The organism is Nodularia harveyana UHCC-0300 (assembly GCF_034931085.1).
Lineage (GTDB): Bacteria > Cyanobacteriota > Cyanobacteriia > Cyanobacteriales > Nostocaceae > Nodularia > Nodularia harveyana.
On the sequence record NZ_JAYGHG010000042.1, the window covers coordinates 12,087 to 33,275 of the forward strand.

Here is a 21,189-nt window from a genome sequence, read left to right on the forward strand (position 1 = left end):
TAAGCATAATTGGCAACTCCAAAATTAAAGAGTGTAATTATTGACTAATGAAAATACTAACTTGTTTCGTAATTTCCAGCAAATAGCTAAGTGAAAACTATTGATTTTCTGCTAACAGTGCCTTAGTTGCTGACTCTCCCACTTTGTGCAATCGCCCCTTGATGCGGAATACCAATAAACCTAAAATACAGGCGTGTCCCACAAGTCCCAATAACATAAAGATTGCACTTAAAGGAACATTACTTGACGATAAGATTTGTAATGGTCCAAGTATAGAGAATATGGAAAGGAATCTACCAAAAATGGCTGAAAGAATCATGGGTAATAAAATTAATACAGCCATCATAGTGTTAGTTCTTAATAATCTCTGCTCATTTTTGATTAATAAACCTATTTGGGCTAAGGCTGCATAAATCAGCAGTAAACTAAATGTAAAAATCACAGCTATGAAAGCATGAGTCTTGTACCAGCCGTTATTCAACGGAGAAATAAACACACTGATACTGATTAAAGGAATTAAAGCATTTATGGCGATCGCCAGAATAGCCGGACTTTTTTCTCCCCAAATCAAATCTTTGATTAACTTCTGTTTTCCTGGGTGTTTTACACGATAAATGTGCTGATATCTAGCCCAATCTATTACTATTTGATAATTTGGTGTGAGGGCTGCAATTAGATATAGAAATAGCACAAAGTTGAAAAATATTAAACTGAATAAACTATCTTTATTTGGGGAATTGGCACATCCTAACGTAATCACTGTAAAGGTAGTAGTCAGTAAATAACTCTGCTTTTTACTCAACATTGTGGCATTAGTATCATGATAGCAGCGTTGTATAGATTGCCAGATAAAGTAAGTGCCAATGGAGTAAACTAATAAACTAAAGCCGGCGGTAAGAACAAAACTTTTAAGGTAGAAACTAGTGCCAGATTCAGGCATAAACATATAATATTGGGGATTAATTAGACTGATTAGGAATGGCATATCGCTTGTACTAGGGTGCATTAGTACAGGAATAAAGAATAGCAAGAAAATTAGCATAAAGCCACTTCCTAACCAAGTTTGAACACCACCTAACCAAGAACCTACTAAGCTAAATAATATTGCCCCACTGTAGTAGAAAATACTAGCAGCGATCAAAATTATGTAAGAAATTAAAATTTGATGTAACGGTACATCTAGCTTTAACCCAAATAAGAGATGCAAGGGAATTACAAACAAAATTGTAATATAGATATTGATAGGAACCCCTAGCATTTTACCTACAAAAATACTTTGTGATGATTGGGGACTCAGACGAATAAAATTTAGTGTGCCTCGCCGTTCTTCGGTAGCTAAATCATTCATGAGTGTATAGGTTCCCCCCACTAAGATGGCAATAATTACCATAGCACTCAGCCAATTATAAATATCTGGTGATTGACTATATATGAAATTCGGGAAAAATATTAACTGAGCTAGGAATGAAAGGAATGCTGCTAATAAAAAAGTCCAGACTTTTAATCTCCCTTTAATCTCTCGAAATAATTGTGGGTTTAATTCGCCTAGTTTAGAAATGATATTCGGCATAATTGACAATTTTCCAAATACACTTTAATTGTGGAAATATTTCAGATAAGTATAGCGGCTAGTACTTACTATTAAGGAACCATAAGTTAGTCGCTAATTTTCTGCTAACAGTACCTTAGTTGCTGACTGTCCTACTTTGTGTAATCGCCCTTTAATTTGGGATAGCAATAAACCTAAAATAGTGGCGTGTCCTAGAAGTGCTAACAACGGCACTAGGATATTAGTTTGCGGTGATAGGATTACCACTGGTGAAAGTATAGTGAAAAACCACAGGAAATTCTCCATACTATTATTGATACTTGCAAAAATGCCTAAAATAATGATTGGTAATAGAATTACCGCAGCCATAATGGTATTAGTCCATAATAATCTTTGCTCATTTTTCATGAACAACATTAGTTGGGCTAAGGTGGCATAAATTAGCACTAAACTAAATATGAAAATCAACCCTACAACAGCATTAATTTTAGTGGATGCTGCCATTGATGAGAGAGAAATAAATATGCTTGCACTGGCTAGAGGAATTAAAGCATTAATGGCGATCGCCAGGATAGCTGGACTTTTTTCACCCCAAATCAAATCTTGGACTAACTTCTGCTTACCTGGATGTTTTACACTATAAAAGTGCTGATATCTTGCCCAATCTTGTAGCGTTTGGTAATTGGGCGTGAGGGCGGCTATCAGATAGAGAAAGATACCAAAATTCAAAAATATTAAAGGGAATAAATTTTCGTTATTTACTGAACTAGCACATCCTAAAGTAATGGCTGTAAAGCTAGCAGTTAGGCAATAACTCTGCTTTTTACTCAACATTGTGGTCTGAGGATTATGATAGCATCGTTCTATGGATTGCCAAATAAAGTATGTGCCAATTGAGTAAACTAATAAACTAAAGGTGGCGCTAATAACAAAACTTTCTCCTAATGGTAAACCGAACCAATTAAAAGTAGCAAGATTGAAACTGTTGTCAGGTTTAGCCAGGAAATATTGGGGATGAATTAACTTGAATAAGACCAAGGGATTATTTGCAGGTATATCTTTACATAATGCTTCTTGATTAAATAGTAAGAAAATGGCAATAAATCCACCTGCTAACCTCGATTGAGCATTACCTAACCAAAAACCTACTAAGGCGAATAATATTCCAGCACTATAGTAAAAAATGCTAGCAGCGATTGAAATTATGTAAGAAATTAAAATTTGATGCAACGGTAAGTTGAGCTTTAAACCCATCCATAGATGAATAGGGATCACTAGTAATATGGCAATATATCCATTAATGTGAACTCCTAACATTTTACCGAAAAAAATACTATGAGATGATTGGGGACTCAGACGAATAAAATTTAGTGTCCCTCGCTGTTGTTCGGTGGCTAAATCGTTAATGAGTACATAGGTTCCACTAACTAAGATGGCAATAATTACCGAAAAACTCAGCCCATTATAAAAATTATAAATAGATAGCGCATATCTCTGAGTATTTGGGGTATTTCCTAATATCATTAATTGAAGAATCAAAGATAGAAATACTATAATTAAAATACCACGAGTTTTTAACCTACCTTTAATTTCTCGGAATAGTTGAGGATTAAGCTCGCCTAATTTGGATATGAGATTCTGCATAATTAGCAATTCCAAAAAGATAATTGATTAACTAAGAAGCTTGTTTATGTCCTAATTTTAAGAAAATACTTTCTAGGTCTTCTTGAGTGCAGTGAAAATTATTGATTGGTATACCGGCAACAATGAGCGATCGCAATAAATCAGCAGAGTCTGCTTCTGTACCAGAAAAATTAACTCGCAAACTGTTTGTACCTAATATTTTCTCCGATTCTTGCACTAAGGGATAATTTTTTAATTCCCTTTCCAGTGATTGTAAACTTCCCAAAGTTGATAAAATAATTTGGGGTTGAGAAAGTCGTTGATAAAGGTCTTGCAGAGAAGCACTTTCTACTAAAAAACCCAACTCCATAATTCCTACAAAAGTACACAGTTCTGCTAAATCACTGAGAACATGGGAGGAAATTAAAATTGTCATCCCAGCTTCTTGTAAAGCCTTAATGATTTGGCGAAACTGCATTCTCGCAATGGGGTCAAGGCCAGAAACAGGCTCATCTAAAAGTAGTAAAATTGGTTCATGGATAATCGTCCGCGCTAAACTCAATCGCTGTTTCATCCCCCGTGATAGGGTAGAAATTAAACTATGACGTTTATTTTCCAGTTGAATGAGTTCTAAAACTTCGTGTAGGCGCTTAGTACGGCGTGGTTCTCGCAAACGATACAGCCTAGCAAAATAATCTAAGTAATCCCAGACTGTTAAATCTTCATAGAGGGGATAGTCATCGGGTAAGTAGCCGAGGTGACGCTTGAGTTGAGAGTTACTCTTGTCAAGTCGCAGGCGATCGCCGTTAATATAAATCTCACCCATAGTTGGTTCTTCCGCAGCAGCCAACATTCGGATGAGAGTGGTTTTACCAGCACCATTCGGGCCAATTAATCCAAAAACTTCTCCCTCTGGGATTTCTAAATCAATATCATTGACAGCAATGTGTCGCTCAAATTGCTTAGTTAATCCACAGGTACGAATAGCTAATTCTTTGACCATAACTAGTACAGTAGGGCTGTTGTTAAAACATTAACATATCCTCTAGATACAGCCTGTGTCAGTTTGGTTTCGGAAATGTAACAATCTAATTCACGAAGAATAATTAAAACTTTGCGAGACTTTAGCATCCCTCTGCGTTGAAAAACCAGCTATTTAAGGTGCTAATCTCGCCTTACCTTGACGCTGCTTTTCATACCATTGTGCGAATTCCCTCTGAATATGGAGTTGATTATCGAACCGCCAAGTACGCCAAGTGCGCCAAGTCAGAGAGGGATAATTAAAACTTTGCGTGACTTTAGCGTTCCTCTGCGTTGAAAAACCAGACTATTTAAGGTGCTAATCTCGCCTTACCTTGACGCTGCTTTTCATACCATTGTGCGATCGCCGGAGTCCATTCCGCAAAATGAGGCCACATCAGTTCACACAACTGTTGAATCTCCAATTGAGCATCCTTCTTATTTCTCATGTCACAAAAGTGCATGAACGACCGTAAATTAAAACTCACTACAAAATGCTGGCGATAATCAAAAGGTACTTTACCCCTAGCGTGTTCCTCAGACATTCCCCCCTCAAAGTCAGCCTTGTAACGCTGCGCTGCTTCCAGACACCACGCTAAATCAGCCGCCCGTTGTTCTGGAGAATAGTAATATTTCTTACCTTGTCTGTCAGAATAATCACCAACCGGACGCAGATAGAAAACATCTTCGATGTCTTTTTTCCCTTCCACTACATCGATAAATTGGTTACCCGTATACCTAAAAGAGTTATGAACAACAATTCCATTAGCAACAAAATTATGCCAGCAACCTTCTACTTCTAGGTCGTAAGTCATTTCTTGTCCCAGGTATTCTACACTCTTCACCTTGACCGGATGTGCGCGTAATTTTTTTCCTGCTGGTTTTGGTTTAGTTTGCCAGTTTTCTGTATCTAGTATTGGATTAACAGTATTTATAGAACAATCGGAAATTTCGGCAATTTCTAACGGAGATACTCCTTTGTTAATTTGAGATTCCAGCCATTCCTTATTTCTGTAAAGCCCGTTACCTACTACCGCCAGCCCATTACACATTAAATAGGATGTTTTAGTCAGTGTTTTGACTGTTCCATCAGTATTAGTCACTAAACCAACAGCGTCACCCATTGTTTCCCAGCCATCTGAGGTAAATAGACGGTGATTAGCGGTGCAATCTAAAGTTTTGCCATCCTCCAAAGTGACTCGATAAACAGGCTGAAAACCACTGCATATCACATCTTTAATATGTCCAACTTCAAACAAGCCAGTTTCTTCATTCAGAACTCGCAGGCGCATTTTGCGAATACGTTGTTGAGAATCACGGCGATATTCACCAGGTGCTTCTCCATTTCTACCGCGAATCGACCTTTGACGGATTGCTTTTTCTCCGTTATTCCAGATGTCGTATAGTTCTCCAATTGTTTTTTTCAGCTTCTGGTTACTGCTACCTTCACAGTTAACAAAGGTAATTTCAGTATCAGCGCTCAAACATTGCACATCAAAGGATACACCAACTCTATGTGTACGTGCTTGTTGCATCACACTATGAGGAAAATAACCACAGTTAAAAACAATCTGGGGATGCTCAAGCGGGCCATAGTGTCCCCGCTCACCTGCTAACAGTCGCTTAACAATGATTTCACCGCATTGTGACTCGGAAGGCCATGAGTCGCGCTCGTCATAGACAAAGCCATCTGTATAGTCTTGGTGCATCGCAGCGTAAACCACTTGCTGCGGGTTTGGTGTTTTGGCAATAACTTCTACTCGGAATCGATGCATGGATCAATTTAATGTCTGTGTGAACCGGATTAACTATAGCAGGGAACAGGGAACAGCACTTCGGCTACGCTCAGTGTGCGGGAACAGGGAATAGGCTGGAAACTCTCTAACTGTAAGGGTTTCATGATCTGTTTCTGTCATAACTTACTTGGCGGTTGCTATATAATATCTCTTTCGGTCGATTCAGATACTTTACAAAAGTTAACGTGTTTGTTACACTTGTTTACATAAGACAAAAACACGGAAATAAAATATATGCGTACTAATACCAGTATTATTGACGACCAAGGTTTGATGAACAACTTTGCCATTGAACCAAAAGTTTATGTAGATGAGCAAGGCGATCGCACAGGGTTCACCCCCTACGCCGAATTACTCAACGGTCGTTTAGCAATGATTGGTTTTGTTTCTCTAATTGCATTAGAAGTATTCACAGGACAGGGTATTATTGGCCTGTTATCAAACCTATAAAAACTATTTTTAACAACTTAAGATTTAACAAATGTAGAGGCGGGAATTTTCCTGTCTCTAATTTTATTTTGTACACTTTTTCCCTGCAAACCTGCCGTGTATTTCTGTGTATGAAGAAACGCTAAGGCAAATGTGGTTAGTTCCTCCTGAAAAATTGGTATTACACTAATAACAGATAAAGAAAGGTGAGGAACCAGGAATCGGCCTCAACTCTCCATTGATTTACTCAGGAATTTTTATGGTTTTAACTGCATCTACAATGTTGCCATTAGGCACACAAGCACCAGATTTTCATCTACCAGAAGTGGTATCTGGAGAAACAATTTCCCTCGCTAGTTTTGCTGGTAAAAAAGCATTATTGGTGATGTTCATTTGTCAGCATTGCCCATTTGTAAAACATATCCAAACAGAATTAGCTCTTTTAGGAAAAGATTACGACGGAAGTGATTTAGGAATTGTCGCTATCAGCGCTAATGATGCGGAAAAATATCCAGATGATGCGCCAGATTCCTTAAAAGCAATGGCTATAGAGCTTGATTTTAAGTTTCCTTTCTGTCACGACGCAACTCAGGAAACAGCAAAAACCTATACAGCAGCTTGCACACCTGATTTTTTTGTATTTGACGCAGAACGCAAATTAGCTTACAGGGGACAGTTGGATGATAGCCGTCCCAGTAATGGGAAACCCGTGACGGGTGCAGATTTACGGCGGGCGATCGCCGCAGTTTTGGCGAGTCAACCCATTACAGAAGAACAAAAGCCCAGTATTGGCTGCAATATCAAATGGAAACCTGGTAACGAACCCAGTTATTTTGGTTAACAAATAATGGGGATCAGGGAGGTGAGAAATGTCACCTGCTCCCCGTCCCTCTCGGACACTCCCAGAAAAACTGATTAATGTTGAATTTCTAAATTGAGGATATAGGTTCCCATCTGGACTTTTCCCGTCCATAATTCATATTCCACCCGCAAATGTTCCGGTAAATGGTGTCCGTTTAATGACAGATTTTTGGTGAAATTTCGTAACCGCATGGGATGATGAGATTCTAAGGAATCACTAGGTAACCAATAACGGCTAATACCATAAACGCCTTGTTCCCAAAAATGGCGATAACTAACTTGGTCGTTACCTTGCATAGTCATAATTACCCGGTAGGGGGAAATTTCTAGCCACAAAATTCTGGGACTGCTCCGGGGTTGAGGATATATCTGATGTTGGGGATAGATATTTTCTGGATTCAGAGAATTTCCCACTTCACAAGTAATCAGGGGCGGAGCTGTCAAGAGTAAATGAAATCTATCTGTGTCTTTTTGATATAGTGTTCCCGCAGTTTCAACAACAGACCAGAATGGCAAGTCAGTTGAAATAAGTGATAAACATACAGGCTTGCGATGATGGGTGAGCATGAGAGGGATAGGGGCTAAAAACTATGGAACAAAACGGAATTAACACCAGTATCTTTATATAGTCAGCATCAGCCAATAAATAGTCAAACACCCTTAATCTTAACTGAAAATTCCGATATGGTTGGTAAAATCAATCAATATAAAAATCTCTAAATCTGGTAGGGTCAGTAAAACTTGTTGAGCCAATTATTAACTGAGTCTCCTAAAAAATACAATCCCCCTGGAGATAAGCTAGATTTTGGCAAATTTCGGCGAACAAAAAGCGATAGGATACTAGTCAGGAACTTTTCAGTGATGAATTTCCGGTGTATCCAAGAGCCAGTGTAACCTGATGTCGGCTTCTGTTATAACTGTAGAAAAGCAACAAGACCTTTCTCATAAATTAATTATCCAGCGACCCTCTGCTGGTGTTTCTTTGCAGGGTTCTATTCGTATCCCTGGTGATAAATCTATATCACATCGGGCTTTAATGTTAGGTGCGATCGCCCAAGGTGAAACCGAGATCCAAGGGCTGCTATTAGGGGAAGATCCCCGTAGCACTGCTAGCTGTTTTCAAGCTATGGGGGCGCAAATTTCGGAACTGAACACCGAATTGGTCAAGGTTCAGGGTATCGGTTTGGGACAATTACAAGAACCATTGGATGTATTGAATGCTGGTAACTCTGGCACTACACTCAGACTGATGTTAGGGATTTTAGCATCTCAACCAGGACGCTTTTTTACAGTCACAGGGGATAGTTCCTTGCGATCGCGTCCCATGTCCCGTGTCGTCAAACCATTGCAACAAATGGGCGCAGAAATTTGGGGACGTAAAGGTAATTCCTTAGCACCCCTAGCAATTCAAGGACAAGCCCTCAAACCCACTCATTATCATTCCCCCATCGCCTCCGCCCAAGTGAAATCCTGTATATTACTGGCAGGTTTATTCACAGAAGGAAAAACTACCGTCACCGAACCCGCCCTATCTCGTGATCACAGCGAACGGATGTTACGGGCTTTTGGTGCAGAACTCAGCATTGATCCAGAAACCAATAGCGTTACTATCATCGGAACCGCCCAACTCCAAGGTCAAAAAGTTATTGTTCCTGGGGATATCAGTTCCGCAGCCTTTTGGTTAGTCGCCGGCGCAATTGTCCCCGGTTCAGAATTGGTAGTGGAAAATGTCGGAGTTAACCCCACCCGCACCGGAATTTTAGAAGCTTTAGAACTCATGGGAGCCGATATTAAACTAGAAAATCAGCGTGAAGTCGCTGGGGAACCAGTAGCAGATATCAGAGTGCGTTCTAGTGGTTTAAAAAGTTGCACCATTGCTGGGGATATCATTCCCAGAATGATTGATGAGATCCCTATTTTAGCAGTAGCAGCAGTCTTTGCTGAAGGTACAACTATTATTCGGGATGCTGCGGAATTGCGAGTTAAAGAAAGCGATCGCATTACCGTGATGGCACAGCAACTCAATAAAATGGGCGCAAAAGTCAGTGAATTACCCGATGGTATGGAAATTACCGGTGGTACTCCCTTAGTTGGTACAGATGTTGATAGCCATACAGATCATCGCATAGCCATGAGTCTGGCGATCGCCTCCCTCCTTTCCACCGGAACAACCACCATTCACCGTGCAGAAGCAGCCGCCATTTCCTACCCCGATTTTACCGCCACACTCCAAAAAGTTGTCAGTAACTGAGTAGTGGACTAACCCAAAAATCTAATATTGTGGGGTGGGCTTCTGGTCATAGGTGTCAGGGCTGTTTCGTTCCCTGAAAGGGTTAAAATTGGAGGCTCAAAGAGATAAAAATTGAAGGCAAATCCACAATTAGGACAAAAAATTTTGGTGTCTTCAGCCCGAAATACCTGATTTTTCTTTGCGTCTTTGCGCCTAACGCACTTCGTCCTTCGCTGCGCTGGTGCGTGAGATTATCCTCTTGACAAATCTCCAACATAAGCGAATGAAACAGCCCTGCCATAATCTGTTACCTTTTAACAACTTCATCCCGGTTATGAGGAGCATCAAAATCAATCACCGGGCCTTTCGGCACAATTCCCGTCGGATTAACATTAGGGTGACTCTTGTAATAATGACGTTTAATGTGGTCAAAATTGCAAGTTTCCTTCACACCCGGTAATTGATACAGTTCCTTCAGATAATTCCACAAATTAGGATACTCAACCAGCCGATGTAAATTACATTTAAAATGCACATAATAAACTGCATCAAAACGCAACAAAGTAGTGAACATACACCAGTCAGCTTCCGTCACCTGATCACCGCAAAGATAGCGACGTTTACCTAATATCTTTTCCCAAGCATCCAACGCCGAAAATAACTCAGTCACCGCCTCATCATAAGCCAACTGAGAAGTAGCAAATCCCGCCCGATAGACACCATTATTTATTGGTTGATAAATAGCATCAATAGTTTCATCAATTAATTGCTGTAAATCTTCGGGATAAAAGTTAATATCTTGTTGAGCAAAATCATCGAATTGCGTATCAAACATCCGCATGATCTCGCGCGATTCATTATTAACAATAGTCCCCTTTTTCTGATCCCATAAAACTGGCACTGTTACCCGTCCACTATAATTAGGATCAGCTTTTAAATAAAGTTGCCAGAGATATTCAGTACCGTTTATCAGATCAGGAATCGACCCTGGTTCATCAGTAAATTCCCAACTATTTTCTTTAATTTCCGCCCCAACTACCGATAGCCCAATTACATCTTCTAAACCTTTTAACCGCCAAATAATTGCAGTCCGACAAGCCCAAGGACAAGCCCAAGAAATATATAAATGGTAGCGTCCCGGTTCAGCCAGAAAACCGCTAGAGCCGTCTGCTGTAATCTGATTACGGTAAGTTGTAGATGGGCGAATAAATTTACCTTGAGAATCTTCTTGCTCCCGTCTTGATATCCACACACCATCCTTAAGGATACCCAAACCCATATATTTCTCCTGAATGTACTTGTGCTTTATACCTCCACCCCACTAAAACCCCATTTTCCCCTAACTAACCTTCCTCATTGCTACTTAAGATTTTCGGGACTTTAAAAAAGTCACCTTCTTGTTCCGGCGCACTATTTAAAATCGCTTCTCGCTCAGGATATGGTTGCAAATCATCTTTGCGAGTTATATTACTAGTATCAATAGCCCGTGTCGTCGGAGCTACATCACTCACATCTACTTCATTCAACTGCTCAATATAATCCAGAATACTCCCCAGTTGAGTAGTAAATTTTTCTTCTTCTTCTGCTGTTAATTCCAAACGAGCTAAAAGAGCTACTTTTTTTACTTGTTCGCGGTTAATCATGGTTCCTTAGATGTACTGTATATTAATCCCCTCCTCAGTTACCTACCGTGTACACACAAGTCTTCTCAAGTTACCTCATAACGGTTTGATCTCTCCTAACACCCCTTCAGAAAGCAGGGCTGTTTCTTAAAGTCCCCCTTTTTAAGGGGGATTTAGGGGGATCAGATCACTTCTGTGTACATCCTAGCCTCAATTGTGGGGAGGGGTTGGGACTCTTGCTAATAGTCAAACTAATGACTAATTACCCTTAATTAAAAGAATACGTCAATTTGCATACGTCCGGTAGTTTTCAGCCAGTTTTGGGCTTCGATATAGTTATTGGGAGCCATCCGAACCGCTCTAATCCAATAATCTGCGGCTTGATCAAATAACGCCTCACCAGCATCATTATCTCCAGCTTCTTTCGCCTTTTCCCCTTGATAATGGTAAATCACAGCAATATTATTTAACGCTTGGGGTAAACGTGGGTTTAGCTCAATCGCCTTGTGATACTTTTCTAGAGCCTGATCATGATCACCATTACTGGCATAAATTAGCCCCATATTGTAATGAATATAACTGCGATCATTAGTATCTTCCTCTAATGTCAGAGCTTCTTCGTAGTAGTCCAAGGCTTCAGCATATTCTCCTTCTGCTTGCGCTGACATCCCATCACGGTAGTACACAAATGCTTCTTTAGCCTTTTTGTTAGCTGGCAAGATTTTCAGGATGATATCCGCCATCACCGTAAAGGATTTGTCAATAAAATTATCGTTTTTTTGCGTTCTTGGCATATTTACTTCTATGGTTGTGCAGCAATTGGCTTAAAAGATATTCTCAGAAAGCAAATTATCTCCACTGAGGGGGATAATACATTCAGCACTATTCTGTCGAGAATCGTTCACCAAGCTACTAACTGGATAGCCAGTCATTGCTTGATCTGGATATGGACACAATAGCTGTTGTAGTAGTTCAGGTGTTTGCATTTGGTGATTTAACCACAAATCGTAATCTTGTGGAGCCAAAATCACAGGCATTCGTTGATGAATTGGTTTGACTAATTCATTCGCTGCCGTTGTTAAAATTGTACAAGATATAATTTCCTCACCTTCAGACTTGCTGGCTAGCGGTTGCCATTTTTCCCACAAACCCGCAAAGCCAAAGGGCGTTCCCTCTGACAACTGAAAATAAAAGGGCTGCTTTTTACCATTTTCTCGTTTCCACTCATAAAAACCATCAGCCAGGACTAAACAGCGTCTGTGGTAGAACGCTCCTCGAAAAGCTGGTTTTTCTGCCACTGTTTCGGCTCTAGCATTAATTAACTTCACACCCATTCCTGGTTCTTTCATCCACCTGGGTATTAACCCCCAACGTAACTGCTGAAATTCACGCTGATTAGTTTCAGGATTATGTCGCACTGTTGCGACCATTTGCGTAGGTGCAATGTTATATTCCGCAGATAAATCAGGAATTTGATCTATACCAAAAAATTTGCATAAAGCTGATGATGACTGATTTAAAGTAAATCTTCCACACATACTTTTATTTTTACACCCTGAATAGAATTAAAAATTTAAATACCAGAAATGAATCATCCTATTATTGACTGATTTTTATTTTCTGAAGAAATTATTCATAGTAAATATATACAGGAAAGAAATAAAAATTATCCTGTTTTCTCAAGTTTAATTTGTAATATATTGTATTTTAGCATCTTACTAATATCAATATTCATGATGATATTTTTTTGACATGAAAAATAAAAAATTGTATGATTTCTTACCATCTGGCAATAGCTACAAGATTCGACTTTTATTTACACAAATGGGTATGCCATTTGAAAGAATAAACGTGAATATTTTGCAAGGAGAAACTCGCACACCAGAGTTTTTAATCAAAAATCCTAATGGTAAAATACCCGTTTTGGAAATAAACACGGGCAAATATTTGGCAGAATCAAACGCCATATTAATGTATTTAAGTGAAGGGACAGAATTTTTACCTTATGATCGATTTTTAAGAGCGCAAGTATTGCAATGGTTATTTTTTGAACAATATAGCCATGAACCGTTTATAGCTACATCCAGATTTTGGATTTCTATTTTAGGTAAAGCTGAGGAATATCGTATAGCTATTGAGCAAAAACGTGAACCTGGTTATGCAGCACTGAAGATTATGGAAAATCATTTAAAAACTCATAATTTTTTTGTAAATGAGCGTTATACAATTGCTGATATTGCTCTGTTTGCCTATACTCATGTAGCTGATGAAGGTGGATTTGATTTGACAATTTTTCCCTATATTCAGGCTTGGATAAAACGAGTTAAGTCTCAGCCTAGATATATCAGCATTACAGAAGAGAGAAATTTTGCAGAGTAAAGATTAGTCAAATATTGATCAAATATCTGTATCAATTTCAATTAGCTTTTGGCGCGAGGATACACCAGATTTAATTCTGATATGAGATTTGGGGACATTAAATTTTGCAGCTAATAGTTTAATTAATTCTTCGTTGGCTTTACCGTCTACTGGTGGAGACTTTAACCTAATGATCAAACTACCATCACTTTGTTCTTTAATTGTCTGTTGTTTAGAATTAGGTTTAACTTTAACTCTTTTTTGCATATCTAATTACTTGCAGTTGCTATACCCAGAAATAGCTGACGGGGGGACATTTTTTAATTGACTGAATTGCTATATATAGGACTTACGCATAATCTACGTTTTCTTGGCGTTATGCGCTTTGCGCACGCTACGCAAACGATAAATCAAGATTTTTGGCAATTGTTGCGTAAGTCCTGATATAAATTTTTAATGCAGTTAATCATCATGAAAAACCCAGCCGATTTATATAGCTGGGCTTGATTAACAACTAACCTAATACAGAAAGATTTCCATGATTAAATGAGAGGGAATTTATCTATATTAAGTAGTTTAATTACTAGACTCTATGGTGGCAGTATTTTCAAAGTTGACTTTGAAAACTTTATTTTGTTCTGGCTCTAGCTTAGGTAATGTGAGAGTTAAGATACCATCTTTCAGGTCGGCCTTAACTTCTTGATTCTGAACTTTGCTGGGGAGAGGAATTATTCTTTGGAATTTCCCATAGCGGAATTCTGAGCGAATATTACCATGAGATTTTTCGCTGTGTTTATAATGATGTTCACCAGCAATTGAGATTGCATCTTGGGTGACTTGCACATCCAGGTCTTTGCTATCCACACCAGGAATTTCTGCTCTTAAAATTAGCTCAGAACCATTATCATGTACTTCTACAGCAGGAACCCAAGCTGTTCTAGCTACTGGAGAAACCTCTGATTTACTGGGTTCAGCTACGCTCATTTCAGAGAAGAGTTGATCCATTTGACGACGCAGAAGTTCCATTTCTCGGAATGGTTCCCAACGAATAAGTGCCATATTACCATCATCTCCTTAAGTTTCTAATTAACTTTTAAGTCATCTAAGCAATGTTGAGATTTGTTTAGAGTTTTCAGTTAAGCAATTATGGAAACTCTAATGTGGCAGAGAGAAGTTTTGTTTGCTTTATGTCTTCTCTTTGATGACTAATATAATCTGAGAAAATCCTCAAACAAATTGGGGAAACCGTACAAAGATCAGTTGGATTTACCGTATCGGAGTTTTGGGGTATGGTGTGGGGACGGTTCGTATTCAAAATTTGGTTAAGTCGTCTATTTTCCGAAGATTATTGGCGTTGACAATACTTATAAGCAGCGTAAGCCATAGTCACAACTCCGGTGATAATTGCTGATTCATCAACTTCAAATTCCGGATGGTGTAATGGGTGATTAATAATTCTATCTTTGTAACCTACACCTAAGCGAAACATCGAGCCGGGAGCGTGTTCTAAATACACAGAGAAGTCTTCAGCCCCCAGGGAAGGTTCTGGTAAGACTTGGACGCGATCGCTACTCCAGGCTTCTTCGGCCGATGATTGCAACAATTGGGTCATAGCATAATCATTCTGGACACTAGGAACACCTTGGTGATAATTAACTTGATAACGCGCCCCAAAGGAATTACAGACATTAGCCACAATATTTTCAATCCAGCTAGGGAGTTGAGTTCTGGTTTCGGGATGAAGCGATCGCACAGTTCCCCACAACTGGACATGATCAGCAATCACATTTGGCGCTCTCCCACCCATAATCTTGCCAATACTCAACACCACAGGACGCAAGGGATTCTGTGTCCGGCTAATAGCCTGTTGTAACGCCGTAATCACTTGTGCAGCAATCCAAATCGCATCAATCGCCTCATGAGGACGCGCCCCATGACCAGATTCCCCAATAATAATAATCTCTAAATCATCAGCCGCCGCCGTCAATGCGCCATAACGTATGCCAATCGATCCGGCGGGAATGGAAGGAAAAACATGAACACCTAATATAGCTGAGACATTTTTCATCGCCCCATCTTGAACCATCCAGCTTGCGCCTTGAGCAATTTCCTCAGCTGGTTGAAATAAAAACCGCACCTGAGATCCTAACTCCTCGACTATTTGGGAAAGTACCATTGCTGTTCCTAAGCCCACTGTGGTGTGAACATCGTGACCGCAAGCGTGCATCACACCCGAAATCCGAGAACCATATTCTAACTCTGTCCGTTCTTGAATGGGCAACGCATCCATATCAGTGCGAATGGCTAATACACGTTCATCTGTGCCAGTATTTTGTAATTCGCCAATCACCCCAGTTTTGCCAATTCCCTCTTCGACATGGAGACCACTGGAAGACAACACACCAGCGACAAAGGCAGATGTTTGGTATTCTTCACCGCTCAATTCCGGGTGAGAATGGAGATGGCGACGAATTTCAATTAATCGCGGCGCTAATTTTGTGGCTAAATCTTTAATCCGGGTAAGCATTAGTTTATTTTATGATTCAGGCTTGATTCCCATGATAGAGAAGTATAGAAAAACAAAATGCTCTTGCTCTACAACCACAGTATCAAAGGAGGAGAGAAATTTTATAACCAATCAAAGGAATGAAGTGGTGATGAAGAAGCTATAAAAATTTGATAAATTGTTCTTATAAGACTACACAAAAATCAACTTAGGGTTTAGAATAATTTTCGTAAGGGACTATACTGAACCATTTATAGACTACCACATATGTGATCCCCCCGGCTAAATAAATAGACTGGGGGGATCTTGTTTTTGGCATGGTGGAATTAACGCCACCCTAAAAATCTCAATCCAGGAACAATTAGGTAATAACTCACCCCTAACCAAAAGCTGATTAACAGACTCATCACACTAAAAAAGGCAATGGGTAGGTATAGCACCAATGATCCAAACTGGTTCCCAAATTGAAAAATATTGGTGGGGAAGCCAAAAATGATTAACATGGCAAAGATGATTGCAGTACCCAAGGCTGCAACTAGAGCATGAACTATGTGATGACTGCGAAAACCGATGTTTAAGGTTAGCAGAAATACTGCCACTAAAATTACTCCCAATAGTCCGCCACCGCTATCTTTGGTGCTGATTAATTGGAAGACTAAGCCGCTTAAGCCATAGCTGATGATTCCCATTAGGGATGCTAGTAAAAATCTTCGGCGTTGACCAAAGCAACCAGATGTTGTCAGTCCCCATGCAGTTCCTAAACCTGCGCTGGCAAAAACTAGAATTTCTGTTCCGACCATACTAGGATTATTGCTGACTAATTCTGGTACGCTACCCAAAATATATCCAGAAATTTGTTCATCTAAGTCTGTGCGGTAGGTGATGACAAAGCCTAGTATAGTACCGATACAACTGCTCAAGGTGGTGACTAGCATCGCCCAAATTGTCGCCATACCAGCTTGTAAGACGTTGAAAATTGCCTGGGCGATTAAAATAATTGTTTGACGAATAGCTGTGGCGAGATTGGTTAATCCTTGGTCTATGGCTTGGATGAAGAGTGTGAATTGACGGTTAATCTCAGCTGCGGCTTGTTTGAAAGAGTTGTGGGAAGATTTGCGGGTAATTTTAGTTAAGCGTTTCTGAATTTTAACTGCATTTACTGGACGCGATCGCACATCTTCCAGTACCATTTCATCGAGTAAATCTGCCAGTTGTGGTTTAACCGAAACGTGATTTCGCCATTGCAGAACCCCTGTTTGGGGATTTTCCAACTCCAGTGGATATTTACCCGTAAGTAATTCAATCATAGTTCGACCGAGGGCATAAAAATCAGCCCCAGGTGCGACATTACTCCCAGTTATCTGTTCTGGGGGACTGTAACCAGAAGAATATAATTTAGTAGAACTGGACTCTCGACGCAGTTTAGCCGTGTTAAATTGTTTCACCCCGCCGAAATCAATCAATACCAGTTGCTCATGGTTTCCCTTTCCAGATTGAGCTAGAGTTGGGGGAGAAGTTCGCAACATCAAATTAGAAGGTTTGATATCCCGGTGAATAATCTGGCGTTCGTGCAGTTCCTGTAAGATATTCACAGCTTGGGAAAACCAATTTAATACCAAATTTTCTGGACATCCTTGAGGATATTTTTCTAGTACCTGTTCCAGAGTTTGTCCATGAATTTTTTCCATAACTAGACAAGCTAGTTGACGGGGTTTGGGAGTGGGTAAATTTACCTGAAAATAACCATCAGGTTCCACTTGGGGAACACCAGGATGGCGCAAGTTAATTAAAACTTCGGCTTCTTGTTTAAACAACTCCAAGGCTTTGGGGGAATCATCCACCAACACCTTCAGGACTTTTTCTTGCTGGGTTTTTTCATCCCAAACTGTATAAATTTGGGCAAATCCTCCTGAACCCAAGGGTTGCAGAGGGACATAACGATCTAACAACTGTAAAATTGTGCCACAGCTGTTGCAGAATTTGTTTCCCCAAGGTTGAGGATAAGGACGTTGACATTCGGGATTTATGCAGTGAACCGCAGTTTGAGTGATGTGAGACACATCCGCTAGAATACAGAGACTGAATTGATTTTAACTTCAATTCTAAAGTTTTGCTTTAACTGTGATTCCCGAAAGCTAGGTTAAAGTCTATAACTGGCAATAATAGATGATGCCATCACCTCAGCTAGCTGCAAGCTATGATATGGGAAATTATCCAGCATATATATAGTCTGAGGTGAGAATGAAAGTAGCAGTCTTCAGTACAAAGGCTTATGATAGGCAGTTTTTAGTAGCTGCAAATTCTCACCATGAACACGAATTAGTTTTTTTTGAAACTCGTTTAAGTTCTCATACCGCCATTTTAGCGGCTGATTTTCCTGCTGTTTGCGTATTTGTCCATGACCTGCTGGATGCAACTACTTTAGAAATTCTCGCTTCCGGAGGAACTCGATTCATTGTCCTGCGGTGTGCTGGCTTTAATAATGTAGACTTACAAGCCGCATCTGAGTTGGGTATGAAGGTTGTGCGGGTTCCGGCTTATTCTCCCTATGGAGTAGCTGAACACGCGGTGGGATTGATTTTGAGTCTCAATCGCAAAATTCATCATGCTTATAACCGCGTCCGGGAAAGTAATTTTTCGCTGTCAGGACTGTTGGGATTTAACCTACATGGTCGCACGGTGGGGATTATTGGGACGGGAAAAATCGGTCTGATTTTGGGACAGATTATGAAGGGTTTTGGTTGTCATGTACTGGCTTACGATGTATATCGCAATGCTGAACTAGAAAAAATTGGTGGTAGGTATGTCGAGTTGTCGGAACTATTTGCTAACTCTGATATTATTTCGCTACATTGTCCTCTGACTGCGGAAACACATCACTTAATTAATGCTGAGACCATTGCACAAATGAAGCCGAAGGTGATGATAATTAATACCAGTCGAGGATCTCTGATTGATACTCAAGCAGTTATTGATGGTTTAAAGTCACGTCAAATTGGCTTTCTGGGTGTGGATGTGTATGAACAGGAATCACAATTGTTTTTTGAGGATTTATCTGGGGAAATTATTCAGGATGATGTTTTTCAACGCTTGAGAGCGTTTCCCAATGTGTTGATTACTGGACATCAAGCTTTTTTTACGGAAGAAGCTCTGTACAATATTGCGGAAACGACTTGTGCTAATCTTGCAGATGTTGAACAGGGTCGTTGTTGTGCAAATGAGATTAGTTATCAGTTGAACTAATAGGGGGTAGAGAGTAGTTCTGATACTATTGGGAACGATAGGCGATGCGGAGGCTGTGGAATAAAATCAGCAAAGATGCGATCGCCATCAAACCGCCCCAAAACCAGTAAGGTAAAATTAAATACTTTTGCATCTGTCCCGTATCAGAAAGTCCTACAGGACCGGCATTATAGCTAAATAGATAATTCAGTTGGTGGAATGTACTCACACAGGCTTGTACACCTAAAAATTGAATGCCAAATCCCTGCACCCAATGGGGAGTTTTTAGGGAAGTAACTAAAATAATTATTCCCAGTACCGGAATGGCTAACAGTCCGAACCAAGAACGGACCCAAAGTAATGTTGAAAGTAACAAAATACCACCGAGGATCTTTAAACTCAGGGAGGCTTTGCTAAAACTACGGGACGCTAAAATTAAACCAGCACCTGCAATCGGTGGACCCATTGGCCCGGCTGCGGCGACTAAAGCGGGTCCGATTGGCCATAAAGAGCGTGAGATGGTGTAACTAGCAACGCCAGAACCATTACTAAAAATTTCTAATTTATAGAACTGTCCTCCTAAGACCAGCGCCATTAAACCGTGAGCCATTTCATGGAACCAGGTTGCGAGGATGCTAAAAGGGTATAAAATATAATCGCCTCCGGGAATTTGCCATAACACCACAGTGGCGATCGCCGCAGCAATTAGCCAATTTAGTCCCATAGGTTCAAGTGCTGAGGGAGCATTGCTTCTCAGACGGGAGTAAAAATCTTTTCCTGTTTCCCTCATCGGTCACTTCCCTCAACGTAATTACTCCCAATAATGGAGCCTAGTTTCATCTATTTTAGTTTACCTGTAAAATTGCTAGGTAATACAGCTAAGGCGGTGAGGACATAAGCGGATAATCACATGGAGATACCAAAAGTGTCTTATCCCCAATCCCTTTATACTGAGCGTAGTCGAAGTGCAATCTTCAATATAAAAGCGCCAGGTTAAAAGCGCTACAAAGAATCATGGAGTTATAGCAATCGCCAATCTGATGTGGATAATTTGTTCATCCTCCAAGATAGATGGTAGAGGCGACTGGAGGATGGCAACAATTAGTTAAGTAAGTTGAAAGAGAAAAGTGATTAAATCTCCCTTACCTAGACTGATGCGATCGCCTGGTCTCAGGCGGTGTCGGTTCCCCGGTAATAAGGGCGAGTTATTAATGTAAGTACCATTGGAACTACCCACATCTTCGACGTAGTGAGAATCTCCCTCGACCCGAATATCTGCGTGTATCCGTGAGACAATTTCGGAATTAGAAAATCCTGAAACATCAATGTCTGGCGGAATACGCTCATTGGGTTTGCCAATGTGAATCACAGACAGACCTTGGGGTAATTCAATTTCGAGATCACTTTGGACGTGGAATAACCGTGCCGTCACTTGCTGTAATTGCGTCATACCAGCAGATGATACCGGAGTTGCTTCCACTGCTGGCGCTGGTGCTGGTTCTGGTGCTGGTTCTGGTTCTGGTGCTGGCGCTGGTGCTGGTGCTGGCGCTGGGGGTGGAATTTCTGCTGCCAATGGTGCCGATGCTCCTGCTGGCGGCGTTGACATTACTGTTGGTGGTAGGGGTGCAGCAGCAGGCTGATTAGTATCGGGATCTGGGTTAATTCCCAAAGCATTTGGTTCTAAAAGTTCTAAAAGCGGATCAGGTTCCACTAAATTTGGTACTTCTACTGGTGTTTCAGGAGCAGCAGGTGCGCCAGATGTAGCAGCCGCAGGTGCAGCATTGGAGTGTAGGTTATAACCACATTGACCGCAGAAAGCAGCATCTGTTTGGACAGTTGCGCTACAGTTGGGACACTGACTAGTGGTTGGTAACGGCGTATAACAAGCTTCACACTGCACAGCGCCGTCTGGGTTGGGGTGATTACAATTAGGACAGACGATCATCAATTTAAGCCTTTGTTCAAGATCATCG

Annotated in this window: 19 protein-coding genes and 2 pseudogenes; 5 read left to right on the plus strand and 16 right to left on the minus strand. The window is 40.4% G+C overall.

Annotated features, from left to right (window positions below; translation table 11 throughout):
- Positions 1–97 precede the first annotated feature (97 nt).
- The 5 genes and pseudogenes from VB620_RS18895 to VB620_RS18915 all read right to left on the minus strand — a co-directional run.
- On the minus strand, positions 98–1,570 hold the full coding sequence (locus tag VB620_RS18895; protein ID WP_323197698.1) for a hypothetical protein: 1,473 nt from the start codon (positions 1,568–1,570) through the stop codon (positions 98–100).
- Between the two features lie 93 nt (positions 1,571–1,663).
- Entirely contained in the window at positions 1,664–3,193 is a 1,530-nt protein-coding gene (locus VB620_RS18900; protein ID WP_323197699.1) for a hypothetical protein, read from the minus strand.
- 31 nt (positions 3,194–3,224) lie between these two features.
- Positions 3,225–4,175 carry an ABC transporter ATP-binding protein gene (locus VB620_RS18905; RefSeq protein WP_323197700.1) on the minus strand — a complete coding sequence of 317 codons (951 nt, stop codon included), beginning with the start codon at positions 4,173–4,175 and terminating at the stop codon, positions 3,225–3,227.
- A 328-nt stretch (positions 4,176–4,503) separates the two neighbouring features.
- Positions 4,504–4,938, minus strand: a pseudogene (gene thyX, locus VB620_RS18910) (FAD-dependent thymidylate synthase); the annotation flags it as partial.
- Positions 4,939–4,941: 3 nt separating this feature from the next.
- Positions 4,942–5,967, minus strand: a pseudogene (locus VB620_RS18915) (FAD-dependent thymidylate synthase); the annotation flags it as partial.
- Between the two features lie 255 nt (positions 5,968–6,222).
- Here VB620_RS18915 and VB620_RS18925 point away from each other — a divergent pair.
- The gene (locus VB620_RS18925) at positions 6,223–6,438 is read left to right on the plus strand and encodes a chlorophyll a/b-binding protein (RefSeq protein ID WP_323197701.1); all 216 of its coding nucleotides are present in this window, start codon (positions 6,223–6,225) and stop codon (positions 6,436–6,438) included.
- A gap of 238 nt (positions 6,439–6,676) precedes the next feature.
- Positions 6,677–7,258: a thioredoxin family protein gene (locus VB620_RS18930; RefSeq protein WP_323197702.1), complete on the plus strand. Its 582-nt coding sequence runs from the start codon at positions 6,677–6,679 to the stop codon at positions 7,256–7,258.
- Between the two features lie 74 nt (positions 7,259–7,332).
- Here VB620_RS18930 and VB620_RS18935 read toward each other — a convergent pair whose 3' ends face one another.
- The gene (locus VB620_RS18935) at positions 7,333–7,845 is read right to left on the minus strand and encodes a hypothetical protein (protein WP_323197703.1); all 513 of its coding nucleotides are present in this window, start codon (positions 7,843–7,845) and stop codon (positions 7,333–7,335) included.
- A 331-nt stretch (positions 7,846–8,176) separates the two neighbouring features.
- Between VB620_RS18935 and aroA the strand changes: the two genes are divergently transcribed.
- Positions 8,177–9,529 carry a 3-phosphoshikimate 1-carboxyvinyltransferase gene (aroA, locus tag VB620_RS18940; protein ID WP_323197704.1) on the plus strand — a complete coding sequence of 451 codons (1,353 nt, stop codon included), beginning with the start codon at positions 8,177–8,179 and terminating at the stop codon, positions 9,527–9,529.
- 286 nt (positions 9,530–9,815) lie between these two features.
- On the opposite strand, the gene VB620_RS18945 is transcribed toward aroA, so the two are convergent.
- The 4 genes from VB620_RS18945 to VB620_RS18960 form a co-directional block, all read right to left on the minus strand.
- Complete coding sequence (locus VB620_RS18945; RefSeq protein WP_323197705.1) at positions 9,816–10,787, minus strand: glutathione S-transferase family protein; 972 nt, start codon at positions 10,785–10,787, stop codon at positions 9,816–9,818.
- Between the two features lie 64 nt (positions 10,788–10,851).
- Positions 10,852–11,151 (minus strand): Asp-tRNA(Asn)/Glu-tRNA(Gln) amidotransferase subunit GatC, encoded by a 300-nt coding sequence (gene gatC / locus VB620_RS18950; protein WP_323197706.1) that lies wholly within the window; start codon positions 11,149–11,151, stop codon positions 10,852–10,854.
- 251 nt (positions 11,152–11,402) lie between these two features.
- The gene (locus VB620_RS18955; RefSeq protein WP_323197707.1) at positions 11,403–11,924 is read right to left on the minus strand and encodes a photosystem I assembly protein Ycf3; all 522 of its coding nucleotides are present in this window, start codon (positions 11,922–11,924) and stop codon (positions 11,403–11,405) included.
- 30 nt (positions 11,925–11,954) lie between these two features.
- Positions 11,955–12,668 (minus strand): SOS response-associated peptidase, encoded by a 714-nt coding sequence (locus VB620_RS18960; protein ID WP_323197708.1) that lies wholly within the window; start codon positions 12,666–12,668, stop codon positions 11,955–11,957.
- A gap of 214 nt (positions 12,669–12,882) precedes the next feature.
- On the opposite strand from VB620_RS18960, the gene VB620_RS18965 reads away from it, so the two are divergent.
- Entirely contained in the window at positions 12,883–13,509 is a 627-nt protein-coding gene (locus tag VB620_RS18965; protein WP_323197709.1) for a glutathione S-transferase family protein, read from the plus strand.
- Between the two features lie 18 nt (positions 13,510–13,527).
- Here the strand turns inward: VB620_RS18965 and VB620_RS18970 are convergent, their stop codons facing one another.
- The 4 genes from VB620_RS18970 to VB620_RS18985 form a co-directional block, all read right to left on the minus strand.
- On the minus strand, positions 13,528–13,755 hold the full coding sequence (locus VB620_RS18970) for a DUF167 domain-containing protein (RefSeq protein WP_323197710.1): 228 nt from the start codon (positions 13,753–13,755) through the stop codon (positions 13,528–13,530).
- Positions 13,756–14,064: 309 nt separating this feature from the next.
- The gene (locus VB620_RS18975; protein ID WP_323197711.1) at positions 14,065–14,547 is read right to left on the minus strand and encodes an Hsp20/alpha crystallin family protein; all 483 of its coding nucleotides are present in this window, start codon (positions 14,545–14,547) and stop codon (positions 14,065–14,067) included.
- A gap of 286 nt (positions 14,548–14,833) precedes the next feature.
- Positions 14,834–16,015: a M20 family metallopeptidase gene (locus VB620_RS18980; RefSeq protein WP_323197712.1), complete on the minus strand. Its 1,182-nt coding sequence runs from the start codon at positions 16,013–16,015 to the stop codon at positions 14,834–14,836.
- 305 nt (positions 16,016–16,320) lie between these two features.
- Entirely contained in the window at positions 16,321–18,054 is a 1,734-nt protein-coding gene (locus VB620_RS18985) for a serine/threonine protein kinase (RefSeq protein ID WP_323197713.1), read from the minus strand.
- A 181-nt stretch (positions 18,055–18,235) separates the two neighbouring features.
- Here VB620_RS18985 and VB620_RS18990 point away from each other — a divergent pair, with 181 nt between their 5' ends.
- A complete protein-coding gene (locus VB620_RS18990) occupies positions 18,236–19,237 on the plus strand; it encodes a 2-hydroxyacid dehydrogenase (protein WP_323197714.1) in 1,002 nt (333 codons plus the stop codon).
- Positions 19,238–19,262: 25 nt separating this feature from the next.
- Here the strand turns inward: VB620_RS18990 and VB620_RS18995 are convergent, their stop codons facing one another.
- Together VB620_RS18995 and VB620_RS19000 are read right to left on the minus strand one after the other, a co-directional pair.
- Positions 19,263–20,006, minus strand: a complete 744-nt coding sequence (locus VB620_RS18995) for a M50 family metallopeptidase (RefSeq protein WP_323197715.1) — start codon at positions 20,004–20,006, stop codon at positions 19,263–19,265.
- 315 nt (positions 20,007–20,321) lie between these two features.
- A complete protein-coding gene (locus tag VB620_RS19000; RefSeq protein WP_323197716.1) occupies positions 20,322–21,161 on the minus strand; it encodes an FHA domain-containing protein in 840 nt (279 codons plus the stop codon).
- Positions 21,162–21,189 lie beyond the last annotated feature (28 nt).